The 26,755-nt window shown below is 55.1% G+C and carries 30 protein-coding genes; 7 read left to right on the plus strand and 23 right to left on the minus strand.

What is annotated here, in order from left to right:
• Positions 1-56: 56 nt before the first annotated feature.
• The 18 genes from rpsN to rpsL all read right to left on the minus strand — a co-directional run bounded on the left by rpsN (position 57) and on the right by rpsL (position 9,882).
• Positions 57-326, minus strand: a complete 270-nt coding sequence (rpsN, locus tag C1A08_RS03965; protein ID WP_055202315.1) for a 30S ribosomal protein S14 — start codon at positions 324-326, stop codon at positions 57-59.
• A gap of 5 nt (positions 327-331) precedes the next feature.
• Positions 332-889 carry a 50S ribosomal protein L5 gene (gene rplE, locus C1A08_RS03970; protein WP_055202316.1) on the minus strand — a complete coding sequence of 186 codons (558 nt, stop codon included), beginning with the start codon at positions 887-889 and terminating at the stop codon, positions 332-334.
• Entirely contained in the window at positions 889-1,212 is a 324-nt protein-coding gene (rplX, locus tag C1A08_RS03975) for a 50S ribosomal protein L24 (protein ID WP_055202318.1), read from the minus strand. The genes rplE and rplX overlap by 1 nt, the downstream gene beginning before the upstream one ends.
• 18 nt (positions 1,213-1,230) lie before the next feature.
• Complete coding sequence (rplN, locus tag C1A08_RS03980) at positions 1,231-1,596, minus strand: 50S ribosomal protein L14 (RefSeq protein ID WP_055202320.1); 366 nt, start codon at positions 1,594-1,596, stop codon at positions 1,231-1,233.
• Positions 1,597-1,598: 2 nt separating this feature from the next.
• Positions 1,599-1,853, minus strand: coding sequence for a 30S ribosomal protein S17 (gene rpsQ / locus C1A08_RS03985; protein ID WP_055202322.1), 255 nt, complete (start codon positions 1,851-1,853; stop codon positions 1,599-1,601).
• A gap of 6 nt (positions 1,854-1,859) precedes the next feature.
• The gene (rpmC, locus tag C1A08_RS03990) at positions 1,860-2,057 is read right to left on the minus strand and encodes a 50S ribosomal protein L29 (protein ID WP_055202324.1); all 198 of its coding nucleotides are present in this window, start codon (positions 2,055-2,057) and stop codon (positions 1,860-1,862) included.
• Between the two features lie 2 nt (positions 2,058-2,059).
• Entirely contained in the window at positions 2,060-2,488 is a 429-nt protein-coding gene (rplP, locus tag C1A08_RS03995) for a 50S ribosomal protein L16 (protein WP_055202326.1), read from the minus strand.
• Positions 2,489-2,510: 22 nt separating this feature from the next.
• Positions 2,511-3,263 carry a 30S ribosomal protein S3 gene (rpsC, locus tag C1A08_RS04000; RefSeq protein WP_055202328.1) on the minus strand — a complete coding sequence of 251 codons (753 nt, stop codon included), beginning with the start codon at positions 3,261-3,263 and terminating at the stop codon, positions 2,511-2,513.
• Positions 3,247-3,684 (minus strand): 50S ribosomal protein L22, encoded by a 438-nt coding sequence (rplV, locus tag C1A08_RS04005; protein WP_055202330.1) that lies wholly within the window; start codon positions 3,682-3,684, stop codon positions 3,247-3,249. The genes rpsC and rplV overlap by 17 nt, the downstream gene beginning before the upstream one ends.
• A 9-nt stretch (positions 3,685-3,693) precedes the next feature.
• Positions 3,694-3,963 (minus strand): 30S ribosomal protein S19, encoded by a 270-nt coding sequence (gene rpsS / locus C1A08_RS04010; RefSeq protein ID WP_026089662.1) that lies wholly within the window; start codon positions 3,961-3,963, stop codon positions 3,694-3,696.
• A gap of 18 nt (positions 3,964-3,981) precedes the next feature.
• Positions 3,982-4,806, minus strand: a complete 825-nt coding sequence (rplB, locus tag C1A08_RS04015; RefSeq protein WP_055202332.1) for a 50S ribosomal protein L2 — start codon at positions 4,804-4,806, stop codon at positions 3,982-3,984.
• A 5-nt stretch (positions 4,807-4,811) separates the two neighbouring features.
• On the minus strand, positions 4,812-5,102 hold the full coding sequence (gene rplW, locus C1A08_RS04020; RefSeq protein ID WP_055202334.1) for a 50S ribosomal protein L23: 291 nt from the start codon (positions 5,100-5,102) through the stop codon (positions 4,812-4,814).
• Between the two features lie 33 nt (positions 5,103-5,135).
• Complete coding sequence (rplD, locus tag C1A08_RS04025; RefSeq protein ID WP_101571503.1) at positions 5,136-5,765, minus strand: 50S ribosomal protein L4; 630 nt, start codon at positions 5,763-5,765, stop codon at positions 5,136-5,138.
• A 1-nt stretch (position 5,766) separates the two neighbouring features.
• A complete protein-coding gene (gene rplC, locus C1A08_RS04030; RefSeq protein ID WP_101571505.1) occupies positions 5,767-6,384 on the minus strand; it encodes a 50S ribosomal protein L3 in 618 nt (205 codons plus the stop codon).
• A gap of 133 nt (positions 6,385-6,517) precedes the next feature.
• Positions 6,518-6,823 carry a 30S ribosomal protein S10 gene (gene rpsJ, locus C1A08_RS04035; protein WP_055202340.1) on the minus strand — a complete coding sequence of 102 codons (306 nt, stop codon included), beginning with the start codon at positions 6,821-6,823 and terminating at the stop codon, positions 6,518-6,520.
• Between the two features lie 20 nt (positions 6,824-6,843).
• Positions 6,844-8,949, minus strand: coding sequence for an elongation factor G (gene fusA, locus C1A08_RS04040; RefSeq protein ID WP_101571507.1), 2,106 nt, complete (start codon positions 8,947-8,949; stop codon positions 6,844-6,846).
• A gap of 22 nt (positions 8,950-8,971) precedes the next feature.
• A complete protein-coding gene (rpsG, locus tag C1A08_RS04045) occupies positions 8,972-9,448 on the minus strand; it encodes a 30S ribosomal protein S7 (RefSeq protein WP_055202344.1) in 477 nt (158 codons plus the stop codon).
• Positions 9,449-9,480: 32 nt separating this feature from the next.
• Positions 9,481-9,882: a 30S ribosomal protein S12 gene (rpsL, locus tag C1A08_RS04050; RefSeq protein WP_055202346.1), complete on the minus strand. Its 402-nt coding sequence runs from the start codon at positions 9,880-9,882 to the stop codon at positions 9,481-9,483.
• A gap of 409 nt (positions 9,883-10,291) precedes the next feature.
• Here rpsL and C1A08_RS04055 point away from each other — a divergent pair, with 409 nt between their 5' ends.
• On the plus strand, positions 10,292-10,657 hold the full coding sequence (locus C1A08_RS04055) for a hypothetical protein (RefSeq protein WP_145996510.1): 366 nt from the start codon (positions 10,292-10,294) through the stop codon (positions 10,655-10,657).
• A gap of 191 nt (positions 10,658-10,848) precedes the next feature.
• On the opposite strand, the gene C1A08_RS04060 is transcribed toward C1A08_RS04055, so the two are convergent.
• Positions 10,849-11,997: a porin gene (locus C1A08_RS04060; RefSeq protein ID WP_101571511.1), complete on the minus strand. Its 1,149-nt coding sequence runs from the start codon at positions 11,995-11,997 to the stop codon at positions 10,849-10,851.
• A gap of 190 nt (positions 11,998-12,187) precedes the next feature.
• Between C1A08_RS04060 and C1A08_RS04065 the strand changes: the two genes are divergently transcribed.
• On the plus strand, positions 12,188-13,417 hold the full coding sequence (locus C1A08_RS04065) for an ATP-binding protein (protein WP_101571513.1): 1,230 nt from the start codon (positions 12,188-12,190) through the stop codon (positions 13,415-13,417).
• 25 nt (positions 13,418-13,442) lie between these two features.
• On the opposite strand, the gene C1A08_RS04070 is transcribed toward C1A08_RS04065, so the two are convergent.
• Positions 13,443-15,209, minus strand: a complete 1,767-nt coding sequence (locus C1A08_RS04070; RefSeq protein ID WP_101571515.1) for a lysophospholipid acyltransferase family protein — start codon at positions 15,207-15,209, stop codon at positions 13,443-13,445.
• A gap of 118 nt (positions 15,210-15,327) precedes the next feature.
• Here C1A08_RS04070 and uvrC point away from each other — a divergent pair, with 118 nt between their 5' ends.
• The 3 genes from uvrC to C1A08_RS04085 all read left to right on the plus strand — a co-directional run bounded on the left by uvrC (position 15,328) and on the right by C1A08_RS04085 (position 18,855).
• Positions 15,328-17,175 carry an excinuclease ABC subunit UvrC gene (uvrC, locus tag C1A08_RS04075; RefSeq protein ID WP_101571517.1) on the plus strand — a complete coding sequence of 616 codons (1,848 nt, stop codon included), beginning with the start codon at positions 15,328-15,330 and terminating at the stop codon, positions 17,173-17,175.
• A gap of 193 nt (positions 17,176-17,368) precedes the next feature.
• On the plus strand, positions 17,369-18,370 hold the full coding sequence (locus C1A08_RS04080; protein WP_101571519.1) for an adenosine kinase: 1,002 nt from the start codon (positions 17,369-17,371) through the stop codon (positions 18,368-18,370).
• A 35-nt stretch (positions 18,371-18,405) separates the two neighbouring features.
• A complete protein-coding gene (locus C1A08_RS04085) occupies positions 18,406-18,855 on the plus strand; it encodes a YqaA family protein (RefSeq protein ID WP_055202359.1) in 450 nt (149 codons plus the stop codon).
• Positions 18,856-18,866: 11 nt separating this feature from the next.
• On the opposite strand, the gene C1A08_RS04090 is transcribed toward C1A08_RS04085, so the two are convergent.
• Genes C1A08_RS04090 through C1A08_RS04100 form a run of 3 tightly spaced genes read right to left on the minus strand, consistent with a single transcriptional unit; the run spans position 18,867 to position 24,338 of the window.
• Positions 18,867-20,546, minus strand: a complete 1,680-nt coding sequence (locus C1A08_RS04090; protein WP_101571521.1) for a hypothetical protein — start codon at positions 20,544-20,546, stop codon at positions 18,867-18,869.
• A 26-nt stretch (positions 20,547-20,572) separates the two neighbouring features.
• A complete protein-coding gene (locus C1A08_RS04095) occupies positions 20,573-21,475 on the minus strand; it encodes a glycyl-radical enzyme activating protein (RefSeq protein ID WP_101571523.1) in 903 nt (300 codons plus the stop codon).
• 10 nt (positions 21,476-21,485) lie between these two features.
• Complete coding sequence (locus C1A08_RS04100; protein ID WP_180951516.1) at positions 21,486-24,338, minus strand: hypothetical protein; 2,853 nt, start codon at positions 24,336-24,338, stop codon at positions 21,486-21,488.
• 472 nt (positions 24,339-24,810) lie between these two features.
• On the opposite strand from C1A08_RS04100, the gene C1A08_RS04105 reads away from it, so the two are divergent.
• Together C1A08_RS04105 and C1A08_RS04110 are read left to right on the plus strand one after the other, a co-directional pair.
• Positions 24,811-25,488 carry an ABC transporter ATP-binding protein gene (locus tag C1A08_RS04105; protein ID WP_055203491.1) on the plus strand — a complete coding sequence of 226 codons (678 nt, stop codon included), beginning with the start codon at positions 24,811-24,813 and terminating at the stop codon, positions 25,486-25,488.
• Positions 25,485-26,744, plus strand: coding sequence for an ABC transporter permease (locus tag C1A08_RS04110; RefSeq protein ID WP_055202366.1), 1,260 nt, complete (start codon positions 25,485-25,487; stop codon positions 26,742-26,744). The genes C1A08_RS04105 and C1A08_RS04110 overlap by 4 nt, the downstream gene beginning before the upstream one ends.
• Positions 26,745-26,755: the final 11 nt, after the last annotated feature.

Here is a 26,755-nt window from a genome sequence, read left to right on the forward strand (position 1 = left end):
GGTACGAAAAAAATTCGTAATTCATCACCTAATTTTTAACCCGTAATCGTAAATATCTACCAGCTCGCTTTCTTCACGCCGGGAATCAGCCCCTGGGAAGCCATTTCGCGGAACTGGATACGGCTGATGCCGAACATTCGCATGTATCCTTTCGGGCGGCCGGTCAGTTTGCAACGGTTGTGCAGGCGGATCGGGTTCGAATTGCGCGGCAGCTTGGCCAGACCTTCGTAATCCCCGGCTTCTTTCAGCGCAGCCCGTTTGGCAGCGTAACGCTCTACCAGTTTGAGGCGTTTCACCTCGCGGGCTTTCATTGATTCTTTTGCCATATTGCTTAGTTCTTTTTAATGTTCTTAAACGGAAGACCGAACTGTTTAAGCAGCGCATAAGCCTCTTCGTCGGTAGCGGCGGACGTCACGAACGTGATCTCCATGCCCAGAATCTTCGTGATCTTGTCGATGTCGATTTCCGGGAAGATAATCTGTTCGGTGATTCCGAGCGTATAGTTGCCCTGACCATCGAATTTGTCGTTAATCCCCTTGAAGTCGCGAATACGCGGCAGCGCCACGGCAACCAGCCTTTCGAGAAATTCGTACATCTTGTTGTGACGCAGCGTCACGCGGGCGCCAATGGTCATTCCCTTACGGAGTTTGAAGTTCGAAATATCCTTTTTGGACTTAGTCGTAACCGCCTTCTGACCGGTGATTTTGCTCAGTTCGTCGAGCGCCGTTTCGATAATCTTCTTATCGGCGACAGCCTGGCCGAGGCCCTGGTTGATCACGATCTTCTCGAGCACGGGAACCTGCATTACGCTGCTGTAACCAAATTCCTTTACAAGCGCAGGCACCACCTGCTCCTTGTACATTTTTTTTAGTGTAGGAACGTAAGTCATTATTTAATCTCCTCCCCTGACTTTTTAGCGTAACGTACTAATTTACCTTCTGCGTCGGCTTTGCGCCCGACACGGGTCGCTTTGCCGCTTTTCGGGTCGATCGGCTGCAGGTTCGAAATATGGATCGGAGCCTCCTGCTTTACGATACCGCCCTGGGGATTCTTGGCGTTGGGTTTGGTGTGCTTGCTGATCATGTTCACACCTTCAACGATCGCGCGCTCGTCGTCGACAAGGATCTGAAGCACTTTTCCCTGCTGACCCTTGCTCTCGCCTGCGTTGACGATCACCGTGTCCCCTTTCTTAATATGCAATTTTACTGACATCTTGAAATCTTTTAAAAATTACAATACTTCGGGAGCAAGTGAAATGATCTTCATGTAAGAATCACGCAATTCGCGGGCAACCGGCCCGAAGATACGGGTTCCGCGCATTTCTCCCTGGTTATTCAGAAGCACCACGGCATTGTCGTCGAAACGGATGTAGGATCCGTTGGCGCGTCTGATCTCCTTCTTGGTTCTGACTACGACCGCTTTCGATACCGTACCTTTCTTCACGTCTCCGGAAGGGGTAGCGCTCTTGACGGTCACCACAATTTTATCGCCGATGGACGCGTAACGTTTTCCCGTTCCGCCCAGCACACGGATACAAAGGACTTCCTTCGCTCCGCTGTTATCAGCTACCGTTAGTCTGCTTTCCTGTTGTATCATGACTATTTAGCTCTTTCTATGATTTCTACTAATCTCCAACGCTTCGTCTTGCTGAGAGGTCTTGTTTCGGCAATCCGCACGGTGTCGCCGGGGTTGCAGGTGTTGGTTTCATCGTGAGCGACGAATTTCGACGTCTTGTTCACGAACTTACCGTAGATCGGATGTTTCTCCTTTCTCTTTATGGCAACCGTAACGGATTTATCCATCTTATTGCTGACAACCACCCCGATTCTTTCCTTTCTGAGATTTCTTTCCATGGGTAATTAACTTTTTACGTTTTGCTTTTCGGCAAGGATCGTCATCATGCGGGCAATATCCCTGCGTGCCTTTTTCAATGTGGTCGGGTTCTCTACCGGAGAAACCGAGTGGTTGAGCTTCTGGCGGAGCAGGTTCGCTTTTTCCGCATCGATTCTCTCCTCGATTTCAGCCACGGTAAGTTCTCTTATTTCAGAAGTTTTCATCTCTAAATCGAATTTTCAGTGTAATCTCTTCTTACTACAAATTTAGTGGTGATCGGAAGTTTCTGGGCGCCCAGACGGAGCGCCTCCTGCGCAACTTCCATCGGAACACCTTCCGCTTCGAACAGGATACGGCCCGGAGTAACCGGAGCGACGAATCCTTCGGGAGAACCTTTACCTTTACCCATACGTACCTCGGCAGGCTTCTTCGTGATGGGTTTATCGGGGAATATACGGATCCAGATCTGACCTTCACGTTTCATGCAGCGCACGATGGCCTGACGTGCGGCTTCTATCTGGCGACCGGTTATCCAAGTAGATTCCATAGCCTTGATGCCGAACGAGCCGAACGCAAGCTGAGCTCCGCGCTGTGCGTTGCCCTTCATGCGGCCCTTCTGCATTCTTCTGAATTTGGTTCTTTTTGGCTGTAACATGCTATTATCGCTTTAAGAAGTCCTACTTATTATTTTTTCTTTTTTTGTTATCGCGTCCGCCGCGCGGCTTGTCGCCGCGGTAACCGCCGCCCTGCTGGTTGCCGGCCGATGCCTGCGCATTGACTCCCGAGATCTGGAACAGGTCGCGCTTGTCATATACTTCACCGTTGCAGATCCACACCTTGATCCCCAGAAGACCCACTTTGGTCAGGGCTTCGGAGAGCGCGTAATCTACGTCGGCACGGAACGTGTGCAGCGGAATACGGCCTTCCTTATAGGTTTCGTTACGGGCCATTTCGGCTCCGCCCACGCGACCCGAGATCTGAATCTTGATCCCTTCGGCGCCCATACGCATCGTCGATGCGATGGCGGTTTTGATCGCCCGGCGGTACGAAATACGGCCTTCCAGTTGACGTGCGATGTTGTTACCGACGATCACGGCGTCGATTTCCGGACGTTTGACCTCGAAGATATTGATCTGGATCTCCTTGCCGGTCAACTTACGAAGTTCTTCTTTCAGCTTGTCGACCTCCTGGCCGCCCTTGCCGATAATAATGCCGGGGCGTGCCGTAGAAATCGTAACGGTTACGAGCTTCAGCGTACGTTCGATGATGATTTTCGAGATGCTTGCCTTAGCCAGACGGGCATTCAGATACTTGCGGATCTTAGCATCCTCGACGAGCTTGCTGGAAAAATCCTTCCCGCCGTACCAGTTGGAATCCCAACCGCGGATGATACCAAGTCGGTTTGCTATCGGATTAACTTTCTGTCCCATCTGCTTTAACTTTTTTATCTGCTTTAACTACCATTTTATCGACTACGACCGTAACGTGGTTCGAACGCTTCCGGATACGGTGTGCGCGGCCCTGAGGAGCCGGCTGGATCCGTTTGAGCATCTTGCCGCCGTCCACGAAAATCTCTTTCACGCACAACGTATTGTCTTCCAAACGCTGTCCTTCGTTTTTCTGTTCCCAGTTGGCGATCGCCGAACGCAACAGTTTTTCCAATCTGATCGAAGCTGCCTTCTTGCTGTAACGAAGGGTACCCAACGCTTTATTGATCTCCATGCCGCGGATCATGTCGGCGACGATGCGCATCTTCAGCGGCGAGGTCGGGCAGTCGCGGAGTACGGCAATCGCCGTCTGCTTCTTTTCGGCCTTCAATTTTTCGGCTCTTATGCTTTTTCTTGCACCCATTTTTACCTACTATTTTTTCTTATTACCTGAATGACCACGGAAGTTGCGAGTCGGAGCGAATTCGCCCAGCTTGTGTCCTACCATGTTCTCTGTTACATATACAGGAATAAACTTATTCCCGTTGTGCACGGCGATGGTCTGTCCGACGAAATCGGGCGAAATCATGCTTGCACGCGACCACGTCTTGATGACAGACTTCTTGCCTCCCTCGTTCTGAGCGATGACTCTCGCTTCCAGTTTGGGCTCGATGTATGGTCCTTTTTTTAATGATCGGCTCATTATGCTACTATTTTTAAATTATTTTTTCCTTCTGGATACGATGAACTTAGACGTAGTCTTCTTAGGATCGCGCGTCTTGTAACCCTTGGCGAGAAGACCTTTGCGTGAACGCGGGTGTCCTCCCGAAGAACGGCCTTCGCCACCACCCATCGGGTGATCGACCGGGTTCATGGATACACCGCGGTTGCGCGGACGGCGTCCGAGCCAACGTTTGCGGCCGGCTTTACCGTGCGATTCGAGGCTGTGGTCGGGATTCGACACGACGCCGATCGTTGCGCGGCAGGTTACGAGCACCATACGGGTTTCACCCGAAGGAAGCTTAATAATAGCGAATTTACCTTCACGAGCCAGAAGCTGTGCGTAGGTACCGGCACTACGAGCCATCACGGCTCCCTGTCCGGGGTAGAGTTCAATGTTGTGGATCACCGTACCCAGCGGAATATCCGCGAGGAACAGCGTGTTGCCCACTTCGGGGGCCACGCCGGCTCCGGTCGATACGGTCTGTCCCACCTGCAGTCCGTTCGGGGCGAGCATATAACGTTTTTCGCCGTCGGGATAGCAGAGCAGAGCGATGCGAGCGGAACGGTTCGGATCATATTCGATGGTCTTCACCTGGGCGCTCATGTTATCTTTGTCACGTTTGAAATCGACAATACGATACATCCGTTTGTGACCGCCTCCGATATAACGGACGGTCATTTTACCGCTGTTGTTGCGGCCGCCGGAACTTTTCAGAGGGCTGAGTAATGATTTTTCCGGTGTAGACGAAGTAATATCGTCAAAGGTACCGATCACTTTGTGGCGGGTACCCGGGGTCATGGGTTTAAACTTTCTTACTGCCATCTCTCTTAGATATTACTGTAAAAATCAATCTTGTCTCCGTCTTTCAGGGTGACGATCGCCTTCTTGAAATTGTTGGCGCGTCCGACCAAAAGTCCGTGCTTGGTGTAGCGGCTTTTGAGCTTGCCCATGTAATTCAGAGTATTTACATCCATAACAACCACATTGTACATCGCCTCGACGGCATCCTTGATCTGCAGTTTGTTAGCCCTCGGATCTACGATAAAACCGTAACGGTTCAGCTTTTCGCCCTGAGCCGCCATTCTCTCGGTTAAAATTGGCTTAATTAATATATCCATTGTGTCATGCTAATTTTTAGGACGGACGGTAGCCTATAATCCGAACATTTGATTAATTACATTCACGGAACCTTCGGCCAATACGATGTTGCCGGCGTTCATCACGTCGTACGTATTGATGTTCGACGCCAAAACCACCTTTACATTCTGCAGGTTACGGGCCGACAGCGCTACGTTCGCATTGGATTCGGGAAGAACCAGCAGAATTTTCTTGCCTTCGAGGTTCAGGTTCTTGGTAATGCCGATAAACTCTTTGGTCTTCGGAACTTCCATCGCGAAATCCTCCACGACCGTCAGGGCTTCGCCTTTGACCTTATAGGCAAGGGCACTTTTACGGGCGAGCTGTTTGAGTTTCTTGTTCAGCTTGAAGCTGTAATCGCGCGGAACCGGGCCGAATACGCGGCCGCCGCCTACGAACAGCGGAGACAGGATGCTGCCGGCGCGTGCGCCGCCGGTACCTTTCTGTTTCTTCAGTTTACGGGTCGAGCCGGCCACTTCGTTACGCTGTTTCGACTTGTGGGTTCCCTGACGCTGATTGGCCAGATACTGCTTGACATCGAGGTAGATCGCGTGGTTGTTGGGCTCAATACCGAAAATCTCATCTTTCAGGACGGCCTTTTTGCCGGTATCTTTCCCTGAAACGTTATAGATAGCTATTTCCATGTTAGTCTTCGATTAATAAGTACGAACCTTTTGCACCCGGAATCGAACCCTTCACCAGAAGCAGGTTGTTTTCGGGAAGTTTCTTAACGATACGCAGGTTGAGCACCGTAACGCGCTCTCCGCCGGTACGGCCCGGAAGGCGTTTGCCTTTGAACACGCGCGACGGATACGAAGAGGCACCCAGCGAACCCGGCTTGCGCTGACGGTTGTGCTGGCCGTGCGTCTGTCCGCCGACACCGGCGAACCCGTGACGTTTCACAACGCCCTGGAAGCCCTTGCCTTTGGAGATGCCCGTAACGTCCACCCAGTCGTTCTCTTCGAAAATATCCACGGTGATCACGTCGCCGAGGTTCAATTCGTTTTCGAAGCTGGTGAATTCGACCAGTTTCCGTTTCGGAGTGGTGTTGGCCTTTTTGAAATGGCCCAGTAAACTGTTGCTGGTGTGTTTTTCGGTCGTTTCGTCATAGGCAATCTGGACTGCCGAGTAACCATCTTTCTCGGGGGTCTTCAATTGCGTAACTACACAGGGACCAGCTTCGATTACGGTGCACGGTATGTTTTTACCGTCGGCACCGAACACGGAAGTCATTCCGATCTTTTTTCCAATTAGTCCTGACATTTTTGTCTGTTAATTAGTATTGGAGGCGAAGTCCACTTGCAAGGCCCCGGCAGCCCGTACGAAACAGGCCGCCGTCCTTACAAGCCTTCCGCCTTTTGTTAAAAACGTTTGTTATTCAACTTGGGTACTGCGATCAGACTTTGATTTCCACCTCTACGCCGCTGGGCAGCTCGAGTTTCATCAGCGCATCGATCGTCTTCGGAGTCGAACTGTAGATATCGAGGATCCGTTTGAAAGTGCACAACTGGAACTGCTCGCGCGCTTTCTTATTGACGAAAGTCGAACGGTTTACGGTGAAAATCTTCTTCTGCGTAGGCAGCGGAATCGGGCCGCTTACGACCGCCCCCGTACCTTTCACAGTCTTTACGATCTTTTCCGACGATTTATCGACGAGGTTATGATCGTATGATTTCAATTTAATTCTTATTTTCTGGCTCATAATTCTGATAAATCTACGGATTATTCCTTTTTACCATTTGTTTTTTCGATAATCTCCTTGGCAAGGTTCGCAGGAACCTCTTCGAAATGAGAGAACTCCATCGAAGAAGTAGCGCGTCCCGACGAGATCGTACGCAGCACCGTAACGTAGCCGAACATCTCCGACAACGGCACCTTGGCATCCACCACGCGAGCGTTGCCGCGCGATTCCATGCCGGCGATCTGTCCGCGGCGTTTGTTCAGGTCGCCGATAATGTCGCCCATGTTTTCTTCGGGAGTCACCACTTCGACCTTCATGATCGGTTCGAGGATTACCGGAGAAGCTTTACGGGCAGCCTCGCGGAAACCGTTGCGGGCACAAATTTCAAAAGAGAGCGCATCGGAATCGACCGGGTGGAACGAACCGTCGATCAGCGTGATCTTCATGCTGTCGAGCGCGAAGCCTGCCAACGGGCCGTTGGACATGGCCGATTCGAACCCTTTCTGGATCGACGGGATGTATTCCTTCGGAATATTACCGCCCTTCACGACATCGACGAATTCGAGTCCCATCTTGCCTTCTTCGGCAGGGCCGATTTCGAAGATGATGTCGGCGAACTTACCGCGACCGCCGGTCTGCTTCTTGAACACTTCGCGGTGCTGAACTTTCGATTTCAGCGACTCCTTGTAGTTCACCTGCGGAGCGCCCTGGCTGATTTCGACGCCAAACTCACGCTTCAAACGGTCCACGATGATCTCCAAGTGGAGTTCGCCCATCCCGCTGATGACGGTCTGTCCGCTATCTTCGTCGGTCTTCACCGTAAAGGTCGGGTCTTCCTCGGACAGTTTGCCGAGCGCGATACCGAGCTTATCGAGGTCTTTCTGCGTTTTCGGTTCGATGGCCAGACCGATCACCGGTTCGGGGAAAGTCATCGATTCGAGCACGATCGGATGCTGTTCGTCGCACAACGTATCGCCGGTGCGGATATCCTTGAAACCGACCGCGGCGCAGATATCGCCGGCTCCGATCACTTCCATCGGATTCTGCTTATTGGCATGCATCTGGTAGATACGGCTGATACGTTCCTTTTTCGAAGAACGGCTGTTGTGCACGTAAGAACCGGCTTCCATCTTTCCGGAATAAACGCGGACGAATGCCAGACGGCCCACGAACGGGTCGGTAGCGATTTTGAACGCCAGACCGCAGAACGGATCGGATTCAACCGGTTTGCGACTGGTTTCCTCTCCGGTGCGCGGATCGGTGCCGATAACGGCTTCGATATCCACCGGCGACGGCAGGAATGCCATCACGTAGTCGAGCAGCAATTGCACCCCTTTATTTTTAAAGGACGAACCGCAGAGCATCGGCACGACCGTCATCGAGATCGTAGCCTTGCGGATCGCGGCGATCAACTCGTCAGACGTGATCGAATCGGGATCCTCGAAGAACTTCTCCATCAAGGCGTCGTCTACCGACGCGACCTCTTCGATCAGCTTAGCGCGCCATTCGGCGGCTTCGGCCTTCATGTTTTCGGGAATCTCCTCGTAAGTATAGTTTACCAGATCGGCCTTTTTCGAATCGTCGTAAATAATAGCCCTATTATATATAAGGTCTATCAAACCGGCGAATTTGTCTTCGGCCCCGATCGGCAGAACGACCGGCAACGCATTGGCTCCGAGACGCTCCTTGACCTGAGCGCAAACGTTCAGGAAATCGGCGCCGGTACGGTCCATTTTATTTACGTAACCGATACGCGGCACGCGGTACTTGTCGGCCTGACGCCATACGGTTTCGGACTGGGGTTCCACGCCGCCCACGGCGCAGAACGTGGCCACCGCACCGTCCAGCACGCGCAGCGAACGTTCCACCTCGGCGGTGAAGTCCACGTGACCCGGGGTGTCGATGATATTGATCTGATAGGTCTTATCTTTGTACTGCCAAAAAGCGGTCGTCGCAGCAGAAGTGATGGTAATACCACGTTCCTGCTCCTGAACCATCCAGTCCATCGTAGCGGCACCTTCGTGCACCTCGCCGATTTTATGGGTTTTTCCCGTGTAGAAAAGGATACGTTCCGAAGTAGTCGTTTTACCGGCATCGATGTGAGCCATGATCCCGATATTTCTCGTATATGTTAAATCCCTTGCCATATAATTACCCTCGCTTCACAAATTAAAATCTGAAATGGGCAAAAGCCTTGTTGGCTTCGGCCATTCTGTGCATCTCTTCTTTCCGCTTGAAGGCAGCGCCTTCTTCGTTGTACGCAGCTTGAATTTCAGCAGCCATTTTTTCCGCCATCGATCGACCTGCGCGTTTTTTAGAGTAAAGGATAAGGTTCCGCATTGCTATTGAAACTTTACGCTCGGGTCTCACTTCCGTCGGTACCTGGAAGGTTGCTCCGCCCACGCGACGCGACTTCACCTCCACCTGGGGAGTGATGTTCTCGAGGGCTTTTTTCCAGATATCAAGGGGAGCCTTGTCCGCATCCTTCATCTTCTCACCCACGATCTCTATGGCATCATAGAAAATCGTATAGGCAATACTCTTCTTACCATCCAGCATAAGGTTGTTTACAAACCTTGTCACAAGTCCGTCTCCGAATTTGGGATCTGGAAGTAGAATTCGCTTTTTAGGCTTCGCTTTTCTCATTGTTTAAAAAGTCTTTGTGTTTGATTTAATGGTTACTTTTTCTTTGCGGGCGCTGCTGCTCCTGCTTTCGGCCTTTTGGCCCCGTACTTCGAACGGCGTTGCTTGCGACCGTCCACGCCTGCGGCGTCCATCGCTCCGCGCACCAAGTGATAACGAACACCCGGCAGGTCTTTCACACGGCCACCGCGAACGAGCACGATCGAGTGCTCCTGCAGGTTGTGACCTTCGCCCGGGATGTAGGCATTCACCTCTTTCCCGTTGGTCAATCTCACACGGGCTACTTTTCGCATAGCCGAGTTCGGCTTCTTGGGAGTGGTCGTGTAAACACGAACACATACGCCACGACGTTGCGGACATGCATCCAACGCGGGAGCTTTACTTTTAAAGCTCGGCGTCAACCTTCCCTTACGTACTAACTGTTGAATAGTTGGCATTTTACTTACTTTTTCCTTTACTTTGTTTGGTTAAAAATCTGTTCCATTCACACAAAACGGAGTGCAAAGATACCAATAATTTTCGAAACCGCAATATTTATCGATCTTTTTTCACTGATAATCCGTGTTTTTCAGGCTTTTTCATGCCGTTCAACACATTAGTGACTATCATTTATTTTTATGATTTCAACAACATAATAAACAAAATAAATACACAAACACGCAAACAACTGTTCAACAAAACATTAATACATTACAAATCACCTCTAAATATTTCTGAAACTTATTTTTTGTAATCTGCCGTTTTGTCGTAATTTTGCTCGGTATCAACCGGGAAATCATGGTGTCCGGCCGGCTCGAATCGAACCGGCCGGATACCCCGGCGGAGAAACGTTTAAATTTGAAATCCGTGGGAACAACCGCTATTTTCCGCCTGGAAGCGCGATGCGACGATCCGGCCGGCGAACGAATGAATCTGCACCTGAGCCTCGCTTCTTACGACTCCGAAGAGCGTCAAATCGCCGTCGAGCATACGGACGCGAGCCCGATCCGCAAAGAAACGACCTACAGCGTCCAAACTTCCGATCCGGCGGCGTCCGTCGCAGCATCCGTCTATGCCGTGCCGACGGCCGACCCGCCGTCCGACATCGTCGCCGACACTCCTCCGTTCAAACTATCGTTCCGCATCCTGCGCGGACAGGAGGTAATCGACGCGCAGCAAATACAGGTCAACCGCTGGGGAGGCACGCAGCGAATCGGAATGATTTACAAATAACCGTCGTCCGCCGAAACGCCGGAGAAAACCCGTCGGAATATTTTCGGAATATGGATCGCCGCCCTACCAAACGGGCGGCCCGGTATGTTTTTTCGATGATTCTGCCGCATACGGATTCAGCCGATGCCGGGCGACTTCGACTGAGAACAAGGATCGCGCGACGGGCCGGTTCTGCGCAAACGGCCCGGCCGCTAAAACGACGCGACGATTTCCAGCGTAAACTTGTCGTGCAACAATTTGTTGACGGCGAAATCGGACGGCCGCTCTTTCAGAAGGTATTTTTCGTAATTCAGCCGCACCTCGGAACGCACCAGTTTTGTCGAGAATCCAAGGTTGATCCCGGCCGTAATCCGGTTCGCATCGAAAAGCTCGCGCCGTCGGGTATCGCTATTCAGGTAATCGACCCCGTTGCCGAGATCCCAGCGCACAACCGGCAACAGGTAGCGGGCAAACGACCTTTCGGGCAGATCGAACCGATAGAACCCCTGCACGAGAGCCACGGCCATCACCTCCGACGAACTACCGGTTCCGAGATAGCGACGCGCGTACTCCCCCTCGATCCGGAACTTTCCGCGGACATAACGCAATTCGAAACCGGCCATCCGCATCTTTTGCTCGAAATTTTCCGTTACGTTTTCGCCATCGCGTTCTACAACCCGCGTATGCTGCGGAGCGTAACCGTCGTAATAAGCAACCGCCCCCTGCAGTCCCTCGCTGCCGCCGAGCTCCGCGCGACCGATCACGTTCACGTGTTTCCCCCACACGGGATTGTTGATTCCCGAACCGTTGAAAACGCCGGCGAGCAATTTCAGCGGCAGTTTCGATGCGAAACGGTATGAGAAAAACGCGCCCAGATCGCGCGAACCGAGCGTCCGGACGTAGTCGACGGTTTTCCCGCCGGATAGTTCGCTGCCGTAATAACTCGTCAAGTATTTCGACAGGAAAGAACGGTTCGCGAACAGATTCGTGGACGGCCCCCGATCCATATCGGTGCTGAAATGGTACTGCTGCTGCCCGAGTTCGGCCGTAAAACCTCCGGACTGGTAACCGGCATAAGCATCCAGCAACGATATTTTCCCTTCGTTACCGAAATCCATCTGAAGGCGGTAATTCATTTTCGGCGAAACGTTCCCCCGAACGCCCAGCCGGGCGTTGCGTACGCTGAACCGGTACTCCCCGCCGTTCAGATCGACCTCCATCTTCGCTTTGATCGTTCCGTCCAGTTTCGGCACGTACGAAACCGGCTCCGCCTTTTTCCCGGCCGCAACCGTGTCCGACTGAGCAAAGGCGACGCCTGAAGACAGCACAAAAAGCGAAATCAACACAAACTTCATTTTCATTTATCATTCTTTTTAACGGCCCGGCAGACGGTCGAATCCCGCAACGGCCACAATCCGGCACAAAAATACCATTAAATCGGAAAACGGGAACTTTCGCCCGCGCGCAATTCTGATCTTAACAAAAAATTAATTCGTCTGTTTTTAAAATATAATAATTATATTTGCAGATATTCAATTCATTCAGACCGTCATGATCACGAAAACAGCGCTCGAAAACATCGTCTCCAAACAACGTAAAATGCTCGCGAACGTTTCGCCCGGACATCCGCGCGAAATCGAGGAGTCCATTCCCTACCTAACCGACCGTATGCTGCTGATCGGGGGCGTGCGCGGATGCGGATGCAGCGCGTTGCTGCACCGGATGCTGAACAACGACTATCCCGAAGCGTGGTACACCGACTTCGACGACCCGCGGCTCGGAGGTTTCGACGCGGGCGATTTCACGAAGCTCGATCGGCTGCTGGAAGAGTCGGGCAAAGGCATCGCCCTGTTCAACCGGATCGACCTGGCGGCCGGATGGATCGAATTCTGCGACCGAAAAATCCGCCAGGGGATCAAGATTGTCTCCACCGTTTCGCTGGAAACCCTCCTGCGGCTCGCAAAAGCCGAGCGTCCGGACGGGACAGGCGCCGTCCCGGATATTTTCTCGCTCCGCCGACTCGACCTCTTTTCGTACAACGAATTTCTCAGCTTCACGCATAAACCGGCCGGCGAACAGGCCGTCAACGAATTTCTGTCGCGGGGAGCTTTTCCCGGACTCATCAAAACGGGACACACCGAAGCGCTCCATCAACTCTACACGGAAATCCTCTGCAAGGACGCCGTCATCGCGGGAGGCATCCGCGACCGGAACACCCTGCAACGGATGGCATTGCACCTAATCACCAACACCGGAGAACCCGTCACCGCCAACAAACTGCGCGAAAAACTGAAAATAAAGGCCGTGAGCACGGCCGCAGAGCACATGCAATGCATCGAAACGGCCGGACTCGTACGCTTCGTTTCGATCCTCAGCGACAACCCGGCGCGCCAGGCGGTCAATCCGCGCAAGGTCTATGCGGTCGACACGGCGCTGGCCGCAGCCGTATCGACCGCCGAAACCGTCGACCGGAACAAACTGTTCGAAACGATGCTATTCAACCACCTGTGCCGGGAGAGCCGGTCGGTATGCTATACGAACGAACAGGGCGGATGCGATTTTATCGCGTCCGATGCGGAAGGGGGTGTCCGCTGCATCCAGGCCTGCTACGACGACGACCCCGACCTGATGCAGACCAAAACCGACGGATTGCTATGGGCGCTACGGCAAACCGGGGCGAGCCGAGGCACGATCGTTACGGCCGACCGGAACGACCGCATCGATGCCGAAAATTTCGAAATCGAGGTAATCGACGCCGACACTTTCCTCGGCGGATACTGACGCCGTCAGATGCAAACGCAGCTTTCTAGTCTTTGATTTTTTTGAAACGGCCGATCACGTCGATGTCGGTCAGTTCTTTGGACAACATCAAGATCGTCTCTTCGGGCACCCGCCGCAGGTCGAGCAGCATCAGGGCGTCGAGCGAGTCGCAGAACTCGTGATCCGTATTGAATCCGAGCACACTGCTGTTCAGTTGCAAGTATTTGCGAATCAACACAGGGATCGAAAACGCATTCCGTTCGATATCGCAGATTATCTTATTGATCAGTTCGATCGGACGCACCTCCGCGATCAGCGACTCGTCGATCCGAGCCGGAACGACGATTCCCGTCCGGGGCCTGATGTAAGAGGCCTTCTTCCGATCCAAGTAGAAACGACTGACATACGCGGCGATAATCAGCTTGGACGTATGCTGGAAACCTCCCGAAACGGTCACCGGCCCCATCAGATAGCGATACTGTTCATTCTGTAGCAGAACGTGGAGAATCCCCTTCCATAACAGCATCAGCGACGCCGGTTTCCGCTGGTATTCGCGCGCGATAAACGAACGACCGAGCTCGATGGTGCGGCTCATCACCTCTCCCATCGGGGGCGACATCCGGAAAAGCGTATGGGTATAGAAACCTTTCAATCCGTAGTTCCGCATGATCTCGTCGCCCAATCCCAAACGGTAGGCTCCGACCAGCCGCAGCGCCTCGTTGTCCCAGATGAACAACTGCCGGTAATAGCGGTCGAAACGGTCGGTATCGATCTCGTTCTTGGTGCCTTCGCCGATCTCGCGGAACGTCCGTTCGCGCAACGTGGCGATCATCAGCATCATGTTCGGGATTTGCTGCGGCGGAGCGCAATAAACCTCATAACCGCCCGAAACGAATAGCCGATAATGTCCCCGCAGGCTTTCCAACTCGCTGCAAAGCAATTTTACGTCGACGTCCCCGCGAACCTCATCGGCCACCTTCCGCGCCGCACGGCGCTCGGCCCGACGGGGACGCCGTCTAACGGACGGCTTCAGGTACTCGACCGAAGCGCGCAGGTAACTGTTATAAGCCGTTTTGGAAAGATCCTCGGTTTTTTTGGGCAGGATCGGCGAAGCGATGCGCAACGGCACCGAACAGCCCGCTTTGTTGACCAACTCGCGCGGTAGCAACAGCGTCCGCAGCATCGGATGCACCTTCCCGGCCAGCCGGAACGTCCGGCTGTTGGAAGCTTCGATATAAACGGGAACGACCGGCACCTGCGCCTTCCGGATAAACTTTAGCACCGACTCGGGCCACGGCCGGTCCTTAACGTCCCGGAACCCGCGCTGCCAAGTCGCCACTTCGCCGGCCGGGAAGATCACCAGCAGTCCGCCGCCGGAGAGATGCTGCAACGACTCGCGGATTCCGGACACGTTACCGCCGGACTTCGCGTCGAACGGATCGACGTCGATAAAGAACCGTTTCAGGGGGCCGATCCGGCTCAGCAGGAAATTCCCCATGAACTTCACGTCGGGACGCGCTTTCGAAAGCAGGTCGATCAGGATCATCCCGTCCAGCGCACCGGTCGGATGGTTTGCGATCACGATCGCCGGACCCGACGCCGGAATATTCTTGAGATCGGACGGAGCGACGTCGTACGAGACGCCCAGATTATACAACAACCCTTCCGGATAAGGCCCCTCGTAGGAAAATGCGCTTTCGTACAGTCGATTGATTTTCTTCAGGGCGGCCACCTTCATAATCAGACGGGCTTGCAGGCGGGCGATCCATCCCCTCCGTCCAAAATAGAGGTCACTGGGCTGTATAAGTTCCATAATCGGGCGATAAAATAGCTCTGCCGGCTCCGGAATTTTTTCACAAAAAGTTCCGGCCGTTTTACAAATGTAGAATAAATTTTGATACTTTTAATTTTCGAAACCACAAATTAACCGCATGGCCGACTCGAAACGCATTGCCGAACTGAAAGAAAAAGTAGCCCTGCTGCCGGAATCCCCGGGCATTTATCAATTCCTCGGGGCCGACGGCCGCGTGATTTACGTAGGCAAGGCGAAAAACCTCAAACGCCGCGTCTATTCCTATTTTACGTCGAAAGCCAACGAGAGCGCCAAAGTGCGCGTGATGGTCTCGCGGATCGCCGACCTGAGGCACACGGTCGTGGCAACCGAGAACGAGGCTTTCCTGCTCGAAAACAGCATGATCAAAAGTCTTCAGCCGCGGTACAATATCCTGCTGAAGGACGACAAGACCTATCCGTGGATCGTGATCCGCAACGAACCGTTTCCGCGCGTACAGTCCACCCGGCGGCGCGAGCGCGACGGTTCTCGCTATTTCGGGCCGTACGCTTCGGTCTATATCCAGAAAACGGTGCTCGACCTGGTGCGCAGCATCCACAGCCTGCGCACGTGTTCGCTGAATCTCTCCCCGGAAGCGATCGCCAAAGGCAAATACAGCGTCTGCCTGGAATACCACATCGGCAACTGTAAGGGACCTTGCGTCGGTCTGCAAAGCGAAACCGAATACCGCGAAGGGATCGAACTGGTAACGTCGCTGCTGCGCGGCGACACCCGGGAGACGACCGAATACCTGCGCGCGAAAATGGTCGGCGCGGCAGCCGAAATGCGGTTCGAAGAGGCCGCCGTCTATAAAAAACGGATCGAAGCCCTCGCCGCCTATCAGAGCAAATCGGTAGTCGTCAGCAACACGCTGACCAACCTGGACGTCTTCTCGCTGGTCGTCGACGACGATGCGGCCTACTGCAATTTCATGCGGATCGCCGACGGAGCCGTCGTCAATTCGTTCACGGTCGAACTGAAACCGGGGCTGGAAGACCGGCCGCAGGACATCCTGACCTACGCGATCAGCCGGATCGCCGAACAACTGCCGGGCGGACGGTTGTCGCGCGAAGCGATCGTCCCGCTGCTGCCGGCGCAGGAACTATTCGAAGGAGTAACGTTCACCGTGCCGCAGCGCGGCGACAAGCTGCATCTACTGGAACTCTCGGAGCGCAACAGCCGCCTGTACCGGCTCGAAAAACTCAAGCAGATCGAAATCAAAGATCCCGAACGGCACACGAACCGCATCCTGGCCGCCCTGCAAAAAGAGCTCCACCTGAGCGTCCCGCCGCGGCACATCGAATGCTTCGACAACTCGAACCTACAGGGAACCAATCCGGTGGCTTCGTGCGTCGTATTCCGCGACGCAAAACCGGCGCGCAAGGAGTACCGCCATTTCAACATCAAGACCGTCGTTGGAGCCAACGACTTCGCCTCGATGAAAGAGGTGATCGGACGCCGTTACCGCAGGTTGCTCGACGAAGACGCCGAACTGCCGCAACTGATCGTCGTGGACGGAGGCAAGGGGCAGCTCCGCTTCGCCTACGAAACCCTGCTGCGGCTCGGGATCGCCGACCGGGTCGCCATCGTCGGACTGGCCAAACGGATCGAAGAGGTCTATTTCCCGCACGACTCCACCCCTTACTATCTCGACCGCAACAGCGAAGCGTTGAAAGTGCTGATGCACATACGCGACGAAGCGCACCGTTTCGGCATCACCTTCCACCGCAAGAAGCGTTCGCTCGCCTTTATCAAAAGCGAACTGGAAAGCATCCCGACCCTCGGCAACCGTTCGGTGGAGAAACTGCTGCAACGCTTCCGCACGCTGTCCCGAATCCGGACGGCTTCCGAAACCGAACTATCGGAACTGATCGGTCGGCAACGCGCCGCCGAAGTGATCCGCTATTTCCGGGAAGCGCCGGCGGACGGCACGAAAGAGGGGAAATAACCGGCGTACGAACGGGCCTGAAAATTTGTGAATCCGGGAAAAAAAAGACACCTTTGCAAAGTCGGTCCGAGAAAACGGCCGGAAACGGGCGCACCATGCATATCAGCGTTCCATACGCGGTTCCCGGCCCACTGTGAACGGAAAGGCACGATTTTTTCACGAAACCTCAACTGTACCTAAAACCGAATCATCCATGAAAAGCGTCATCGGAATGGGCAATGCCCTGACAGACATCCTGATCACCCTGAAAAACGACGAAATACTCGATACCTTCAAGTTACCGCGGGGCAGCATGAACCTGGTCGACAGCGCACTGCAACGACAGATCGACGCATCGGTCGCCGACGCGCCCCACACGCTTTCGCTCGGCGGATCGGCTTCGAATACGATCCGCGCACTGGCCCGGATGGGCGCTTCGACAGGCTACATCGGCAAAGTCGGACGCGACGAAACGGGCGACTTTTTCGAACGGACGCTGAACGAACTACAAATCGCCCCGACCGTTTTCCGCGGCGACGAACCGTCGGGACGCTGCGTATCGTTGGTCTCCCCCGACGGCGAACGCACGATGTGCACCTACCTCGGCGCAGCGCTCGAAATGCGCCATACCGAACTTACGCCCGAAATTTTCGACGGTTACGAATACTTCTACATCGAAGGCTACCTGGTGCAGGATCACGAATTGATCTCGAACGCCGTACGCATCGCCAAAGAGCGCGGACTGCAAGTCGCCCTCGATCTGGCGAGTTTCAACATCGTCGAAGAAAACCTCGGCTTCCTGCACGACCTGATCGACCGACACGTCGATATCCTGTTTGCGAACGAGCAGGAAGCGGCCGCTTTCACAGGAGAAAAAAACCCACTGGAAGCGCTCGACAAGATCGCCCGTAAATGCTCGATCGCAGTCGTGAAGGTCGGTACGCGCGGCGCTTACGTCAAACACCGCGGCCGGGTGGATCACATAGGGATCATGGGGAATGCCCGCCGGGTCGACAGCACCGGGGCAGGCGATTTTTACGCCGCCGGATTCCTGTTCGGATTGTGCCGGGGATTGTCGATGGAACAGTGCGGCACGATCGGCTCCATCGCCGCCGGAAAGGTGATCGAAGTCGTCGGAACCACGTTCGATGAAAAAGTATGGGAAGAAATCCGCCGGATGGTCGGCGACGTGGAAACCGGAAACTACATCCTGTAATGCACCCGAATCGTCCAATCCGTTAAACATACCGCGTGGAATGGCTGCTTAATCTGGGATACGTCGGCCTGTTCGCCGGCTCGTTCATCGCCGCGACGGTCGTTCCGTTCAGTTCCGACGTGCTGCTGCTGGGTATGCTGGCCGCAGGCGGAAACGTATGGTTGTGCGTGCTGGTCGCCACGCTCGGCAACTGGCTCGGCGGACTGACTTCGTACTGGCTCGGATGGCTCGGCAAATGGGAATGGATCGAGCGCTACATGGGCGTCAAGCACGAAACCCTCGTCAAACACAAAAGCAAAATAGACCGCTTCGGCTCGCTGCTGGCCCTGTTGACCTGGTTGCCGGTCGTAGGCGACGTATTCGCGATCGCTCTCGGATTTTACAAGGTGGATTTCAAGAAAGCGGCCGTCCTGATGCTGATCGGCAAAGGAGCCCGCTTCGTTTGCTGGGCCCTGCTGTTCATCTGGGGCAAACAATATTTCTGACCGGCCGCCGGCTATCGCTGCGACAGATCCAGCGTCAGGCTGCCGTCCGCATCCGGCATAAGCAGAAACGTATTCGCAGCCTCCTCCTCCCCGACGGTTCCGGCCGTACATTGCGCCCGGTAATCAAGATCGCCGATACGGGCCCAAACGCACTGCGGTTCGATCGCGGTAAAAGGCAACGCCTTCTCCGGGGCCGTCGTCAGCACGAAACGATACTCTTTTCCGGCGTTCTCGGTCAACCGGATACGGATCGTCCGCTCATCGAAAACCATCCGGCACGAACCTCCTGCGAGGATCGGAGTCGTCACGGTCAGTTCGCCGGGCGAGGTCTCCCCGGCCGCCGGCATCCCCACCGGAACCGGCCGCCAACTACCGTCGGCCATTTTTTCCACCAACCGCAGGCCGGCCGTCTCCGTCGTCGAACTCCAATTGAAACCGTCTACCAGAGGCAGGGTCGTATACAGGCACTGCGTCGAAGTGCCCGGCTGCGTCAGGTAAGCCGACGGCAGCCGTTCATCGAAAAGATGGATGTCGCGGAAACGCAGCGTACTATCCTCCCACACGACATTGGCCCGGTAAAAACGGCTGTCGTACCACACCGTTTTGCGGCCGGCCGGCTTGCTGTCCTTCATCGCCACGATGCAGGTCGCCGGAGTCTCCGCGAAACGCTCCTTGAACCATCGCCCCGATTCGGACAACGTCTGTACGGTCAGGGCTCCCGCCCGAGACAGCGAATCCGCCACTGCGACCTGGTATTCCAGTCCGCGCCGCATCCGAGGCCAGGTAAACGAATTCTCCTGTCCGACCTGCGCATACTGGAAAGCCAGGCACGGCCCGTCGGTCAGCATGTCGAAAAACCAATCGATCCAAACCGGGTTGCCGCCCCCTTCGGTATAGGCGGGCTCCAGCGTCTCGACTCCCTGGGCCGGAAGCCCGAGCCCGCTATCGTACTGGTTGATCGGATCGCTGCCGAGCATCCGGAACACCGGGACGCCGATCTGCTCTTGCGGAGTCTGCGCCGGCATGTAGGCATTTTTACGGCTCGGGTAATAAGCCTGGTTCCAGTAACCGCCCCACAGCGTGTAACCGTCCGTTCCCACCTGATCGCGGCAATTGCACGAAGCGACGATCCGGTAACGATCGGCCATGTACTGCAACGTATGCGCGTCGATGAACCACGATCCGACCGCCGTCGGATAGGCCCCGAAAATCTTTTTGAATTCGGCCATGTAGACGTCGACCAATTTTTCGCGCTCTTCGGGAGTATATCCCGTCGAAAAACCTACGTTCGCGTGCCAGTCCCACGGATAGGCCCCGCGCCACGTCATGCCGGCCGCTTCGACGTGAGGTTGGGTGATCTCCCACCAGCCGCCTACTTCGGAACCCTCTTTCAACGCCCTGCGCATCAGTTCCTGATAACGCGGATTGAGCAGCGCGTCGTACTGCAACAAGAAAGTCCCGCGCAAGCGGTGTTTTTCCAGCAGTTCGACCTGCCGGAGCGTTGTCAGGAAAAGATCCTCGTCCGAAATATTCACCGGACGCGGCTCGGTCTGGCGAACGAAATTAATAATATTCACGATGCGGGGCGCCGGTTCTTCCGCCCGCTCCCGACAGGCGACCAAACACTGGGTCAGACCGAGAACGGCCAGCCCTTCCACGACTCCCCAAACCAAAATCCGTTTTACATTCATATTCTTAAACAGTAACAAATTATGAGTCAGAACGATCCAGTCCGACGTTTTTTCAGCAACCCGTCGACCCGGGCCCCGAACCTGCGGATCTCCTCGGCCGAAGGCGGGCGAAAAGCAGGCCCGCAAGCAGGCAGGCCCAGTTTTTCAAGCTTCGAAATCCCGAGCCGGTGATAAGCCACGTACTCCACCTTCACACCATCCAGCCCGTCCAGCAAATCGGCCAGAGCTCCGGCATGAGCGGCGTTATCGTGCAATTCGGGAATAAAAATCGAACGCAGCAGCACGTTCCCGCCCGCCCGGTGCACCGCCCGCAGGTTATCCAGCATCGCCGCGAGCGGCAAACCGGTATATTTTTCATACAGTTCCCCGTCGAGCGACTTGACGTCCCACAACCACAAATCGGTCATCGGCTGCGCCCTGAGAAAATCGGAGAGCCGGCCTTGTCCGGAAGTCTCGATTGCCGTATGGATACCCTCCCGGCGCAATGCTTCCAGCAAAGCGGCGGTAAACCGGAACTGCGCCATCGGTTCGCCGCCGGAGAGGGTGACTCCCCCGCCCGAATGCCGGAAGTAAGAAACGTCACCGCGCACCTCTTCCATCACCTGCCCGACCGTCATATCCCGGCCGACCCGTTCGATGGCCCCGGTCGGACAGGCGTCGGCACAACGCGAACATCCCCCGCACCGCTCGCGTCGAAGCGCCGCATCCCGCAGCGTTCGGCGCGCATCGCGGTAAGGACACGCTTCGTCGCATACTCCGCACCCGATACAGCGCGTACGGTAGAACAGCAATTCGTCCGCCGCACGCTGCGATTCGGGATTGTGGCACCAGGCGCAACGCAACGGACACCCTTTCAGAAACACCGTGGTACGTACCCCCGGTCCGTCGTGGGTACAAAAACGTTGTATGTCGAAAACACGCCCCGTCATCCGACCGCCGCTATTTCCCGACCGTCAACCATCGTCCCGACAGTTCGGGCGTAACGTCCAGCATCAATTTCCCGTCGGCCGTTTCGGACGGCACCGTTTTTTTCCCGAGCCGTACGGTCGCTTTTTTCGCCGTCACCGGAACCGGCAGCGCAATCCGCCCCTGTCCCGAAACACAGATCCGGTAAACCGGAGAATCCTCGGCCTCGGGAGCAAAAACCACCTGATCGAAAGGTTTTTCTCCAAAAACATACTGCACGCCGTCGAGCGTGATCCCCCGGCAGTCGCGGCCGACGAAAGCGATCAGACGGCCATCGGCGCCGGTACGGAACGCGACCGACATCTTTCCTTCGTAAGAAACCCGATGCCCGTTCACCGCCGCATCGTTCAGTTCGATCCGGTCGGACGGCAGCGGATTCGCGGCCAGCGCTTCGGCATCCTCCTGCTGGTTGCGCGAGAATCCGCCGGGCCAGCTTTCGCGGTGAGTCCGATAATGCTTCACGATTACGGTCGTCGTATTCGGGAACGCCGTGACGAAATAGTCGCTCGTCCGCGACACGACCGACGGATTGTCATTCACCCCGCCGAATTTCCCGCTGGACGGATAAGCCCCGACCGCATACAGGATCTCGAACAGCGTCCGGGTCTCGTAACCGAGACTGGCCGACTGGTCGTCGCGCGGACGAAAACCGAAATAGCTCGCCGATCCTTTCTGCGTCTTCCGGATCGTGCCCACGATCCGCCCGTCGGCCCGAGCGACTACTTCGCACCCCGCTCCCGCTTCGACCGGATAGATCCGGTCGACCAGAAAATCAGTCAAAACGGTTTGTCGCGGCACCGCGGCGAAACTGCCGCAGAAAGCGACCTCTTTGCCGGCAGCGATCTCGCCCATATATTGGTCATGCCGGTAGGTAGCGCCGAACAATTTTTGCCACTGCGCAGCGCAGTTCTCCCCGGCCGTGTTGATCAGGGGCGGAGCGCTGAACCACACCACCCGGCCGCCGCTTTCGACGAATCGTTCCATCATCTCCAGCAGTCCCTTCTCCGGAAGGGGCTCGAAGACGGCCACCAGCGTACCGTATTTCTTGTCGCCCACCTGAATCCGCCCGTCGGGCAGTATTTTCCCCATCTCCAACAGCTTGTCGGCCGTCAGGTAATTGGCATACCCGTACTGGGCCATCCAGCTGCCGAAACGCGGCTCGACGGCCACCAGATTCATCGGATAGAGGATCAGTACGTCCACGTCGCGGTGCACATGCCCGGAGATCAGGTCGATCGGCGCCGTTGCCTGCGCGCCGAACGCGCTGTTGATAGCCATCTTCCATTCCCACACCCTGTCGGGCATTCCCCAGGCGGCGGCATAAGCGTTCGGGTACTTGTTGATCACGCCGATCGACGCGGCCATCGCCGCCCCGTAATAATTCCGGTCGCCCCAGCCGCCCTCGGCAAAGTCGTTTCCGGTCGGTTGCAGGTACTCGCTCCACTTGAAATAGTCGTAACAGGCCGCCGAAGCCTGGTGCACCGTGTTTCCCCACACGAAATTGGATGTATATTCGTACTGATTCGGATTCGAAGGCTGCTTTTCGGTATTCCACAGGTCGATGGTCGGGCTCTGCGCCCACGAAGCGTGCGCCGCTGTGCGGAGTTCCCGTCCGAACAGTCCCTCGGCATAGCTCTTCGCATCGCAGAACAGATCGACCACGCCGTTATTCAACATTCTGTAATAACGATCGCGCAGCAGGAAAGTCCGGTGGATATCCTCGGGCGACGGCCCCATCACATACTGTACGTTCACCACCGCATTCGCGGTAGGTTCGAAATAGGGCGCCCCGTAAGCGAAATAGAGCATATACCGGTCGTCGAACGGCTGCCCGAATTTTTCGGCATAGGCATCGGCCATGCTTTGCGTAAGGTAGCGTTCGGCAAACTGACCGCCCTCGTGGTGACCGAAATACCCCCAATCCTGCTGGATATGCATTTCATCGGAATAGAGCGCCGTCAGGTTGACGCCCTTATCCTTATACTTTTTCATCAGCCTTTTCAGGAAAGCGGAAGCGTCCGCGTTGAAATAATCCATCTCCTGGGTTTCGTATTCCAACACCACCATCACCCGGTTATAACCCGGCAACTGCGGCCGGTCGCAGTAAACCCGCAGCAAACGCGTATCCATCGCCGCTCCCGTAACCTCGTCGCCCAGCGTGTCGGTCGCCTCGTACTTCACCTGCTCCACCGGGACGATATCCGCCGGAACGACCGCCCGGAACGGACTGCCCCCCAGCGGCGTTTCGCGGAACGCGTAAGCCTTGACGCCGGTCAGCTTCACCGAAGACTTTCCCTTATTATTCATCCAGGCGAGCTGCTGCCAGACCGGAAGACTGAACTTTCCGGTCTGCGGATCGCGGAACCCGACTTTGTAAGCCACCCAGCGGCCGCCGTGCCCGGTCTGTTTCTTATAAGCCGACCCCAGTTCGAGCGGGCTGAGCAGACTCAGACAGATCCCCATGTCGTATTTGGCGGCAAAATCGCTGATCACTTTGATCTTATCGACATACTCGTCCATATCGGGAGTCAGTTTCCTTTCGGAACCGGTATCCTTGCGATATTGTCTGAAAAATTCGTCGAATGCCACGATCAGCTCCTTGCAGCCGCGTTTTTTCCCCTCTTCGCAGATTTCGCGCAGACTCTGCACGCGCGGATTGAACCCGAGCGAAATATCGATTTTTTTATCGGGATCCGTCAGATCGGTCAGTTGCCGGTCGCTGGTCAGAATGACCTCGGTAGATTGCGCCCCTGCCGGAAGCGGACGGAACAGCAAAGCGAGCGAGCAGATACCCAGTATGCCCAAAAAGCGTAAAACGTTTATCATAATTCGAAATTTAGGTCGGACAGGAATAAAGGTTTTATCAAAGATAAGAATTTATTCGCAATACGGGACAAATCCGACACCATTCATACAATAATAAGGTATAAAAATCGTTCGAAAAGAAATATTTTTATATTGTCGGAATTTTTCTTATTTTTCAAAATAAATCTCCGCTCGAAGCAAAACCGAAACCGACAAAACGCGACACAGCACGGTATATCCCCGTTTTTCATTCCGGACCCAGACAAAAAAATTATCGGGCTCCCGGCCGCAGACAACTGAGCGCACAATTATTTGATAAAATAATTATTATGTATTGCATAATATTAATTTTATTATATATATTTGCAGTGCAAACTTCCTTTGCAGCCGACAGAATCGCCGTCAGTACAAACCGGAATACCGGAACCGACCCCGTTCATCCGTCTGCGGAGCAACCTCGAACCGACAAACTTTTTCCGACGACATGGCAAGCCTGATTAGACTGGAGAACATCAACAAAACGTATAACAACGGCTCCCCGTTGCACGTATTGAAAGGAATCGACCTGGAGATCAAGCGTGGCGAGCTGGTTTCGATCATGGGAGCCTCCGGCTCAGGCAAGTCGACCCTGCTGAACATTCTGGGCATCCTCGACGATTACGACACGGGCAGTTACTACCTGAACGGCACGCTGATCAAAAATCCGAGCGAAACGAAAGCGGCCGAATACCGGAACCGGATGATCGGATTCATCTTCCAGTCCTTCAACCTGATCAATTACAAAAATGCAATGGAAAACGTCGCGCTGCCGCTCTATTACCAAGGGGTGTCGCGTAAAAAACGGAATGCCATAGCGCTCGACTACCTCGAATCGCTGGGGCTGCGCGACTGGGCCGACCACATGCCGAACGAAATGTCCGGCGGACAGAAACAACGCGTCGCGATCGCCCGCGCGCTGATTACCGGGCCCGAGATCATCCTCGCCGACGAACCGACCGGCGCCCTGGACAGCAAAACGTCCCAGGAAGTGATGGATCTGCTGCGCAAGGTAAACGACACCGGAATGACGATCATCCTGGTCACCCACGAACAGGGCGTCGCCGACCAAACCGATAAAATCATCCACATCAAAGACGGGCTGATCGGCTCGGTAACCGACCTGAAACGATGAGGGAGCAACTGCAGGAAATCGCCTCGACAATCAGCCGCAACAAGCTACGGACATTCCTAACGGGATTTTCGGTGGCATGGGGCATTTTCATGCTGATCGTGCTGCTCGGATCGGGCAACGGGCTGCGCAACGCCATGCAGGATTCGTTCGGCGACCTGGCCGTCAATTCGATGCAGGTCTACGGCGGACGCACCTCGATGCCCTACAAAGGTTTCCAGAGCGGGCGAAACATTACCCCGAACCTGGACGACATCCAGGTTCTGACCAACGAATTTCCGGATCAAATCGACCAGATCGCCGCCAGCGTTTACCACTGGGGAGCCAACCTGGCTTACGGCCGGGAGTACAACACGGCAAACCTGTACGGCGTCACGCCCAAATTTCCCGAAATCAAAGGCGTCCGCGTCACGGCGGGCCGATTCATCAACGAAACGGACATCAAGGAGCGGCGGAAGGTGGTCGTTCTGGACGACATGACCTCGAAAACCCTGTTCAAAGGGGCCGACCCGATCGGTAAAGTCATTCAGATCGACAAAATGGGATACACGGTCGTGGGTCTGTACAAAGGGAACAACTACTCATACACGCCGAGGATTTACAGCCCGATCAGCACGGTATTCCAAATCTACATGGCCAACAAACGGGACGTGGGGGATCTGTCGTTCACTGTCAAGGACATCCGGACGGACGAACAGAGCAAGGACTTCAAAGACCGGCTTTACGCCCGCCTGGGAGCGGCGCATACCTTTTCGCCGGACGACAAAAGCGCCATGTACATCTGGGACGTCATGGAGAACTACAAACAGGGGCAGATGATCTTCAACGGTATCGCGCTGTTCATCTGGATCATCGGGATCGGCACGCTGATCGCCGGCATCGTAGGCGTCAGCAACATCATGCTGGTGACCGTCCGCGAGCGAACGTTCGAATTCGGCATCCGCAAGGCGATGGGAGCCAAGCCCTCGTCGCTGGTCAAGCTGGTGCTGATCGAATCGGTGCTGATTACCGCCGCATTCGGCTATATCGGCATGATCGGCGGGGTCGGCATCATGGAACTGGTCAACTTTTTCATGGAACGGGCGGCGGCGAACGCCCCGCAGGACAGCTTCGAAATGTTCAAGAATCCGACCCTCGACCTGTCGGTGACTCTAAGCGCCACGCTGGTACTGATCGTCGCCGGAATGATCGCCGGCTACGTGCCGGCCCGCCGGGCGGCCCGGATCAAGACGATCGACGCGATGCGACACAATAAATAACGAAACCGAGA

Source organism: Alistipes sp. cv1, from assembly GCF_900240235.1.
Lineage (GTDB): Bacteria > Bacteroidota > Bacteroidia > Bacteroidales > Rikenellaceae > Alistipes_A > Alistipes_A hominis.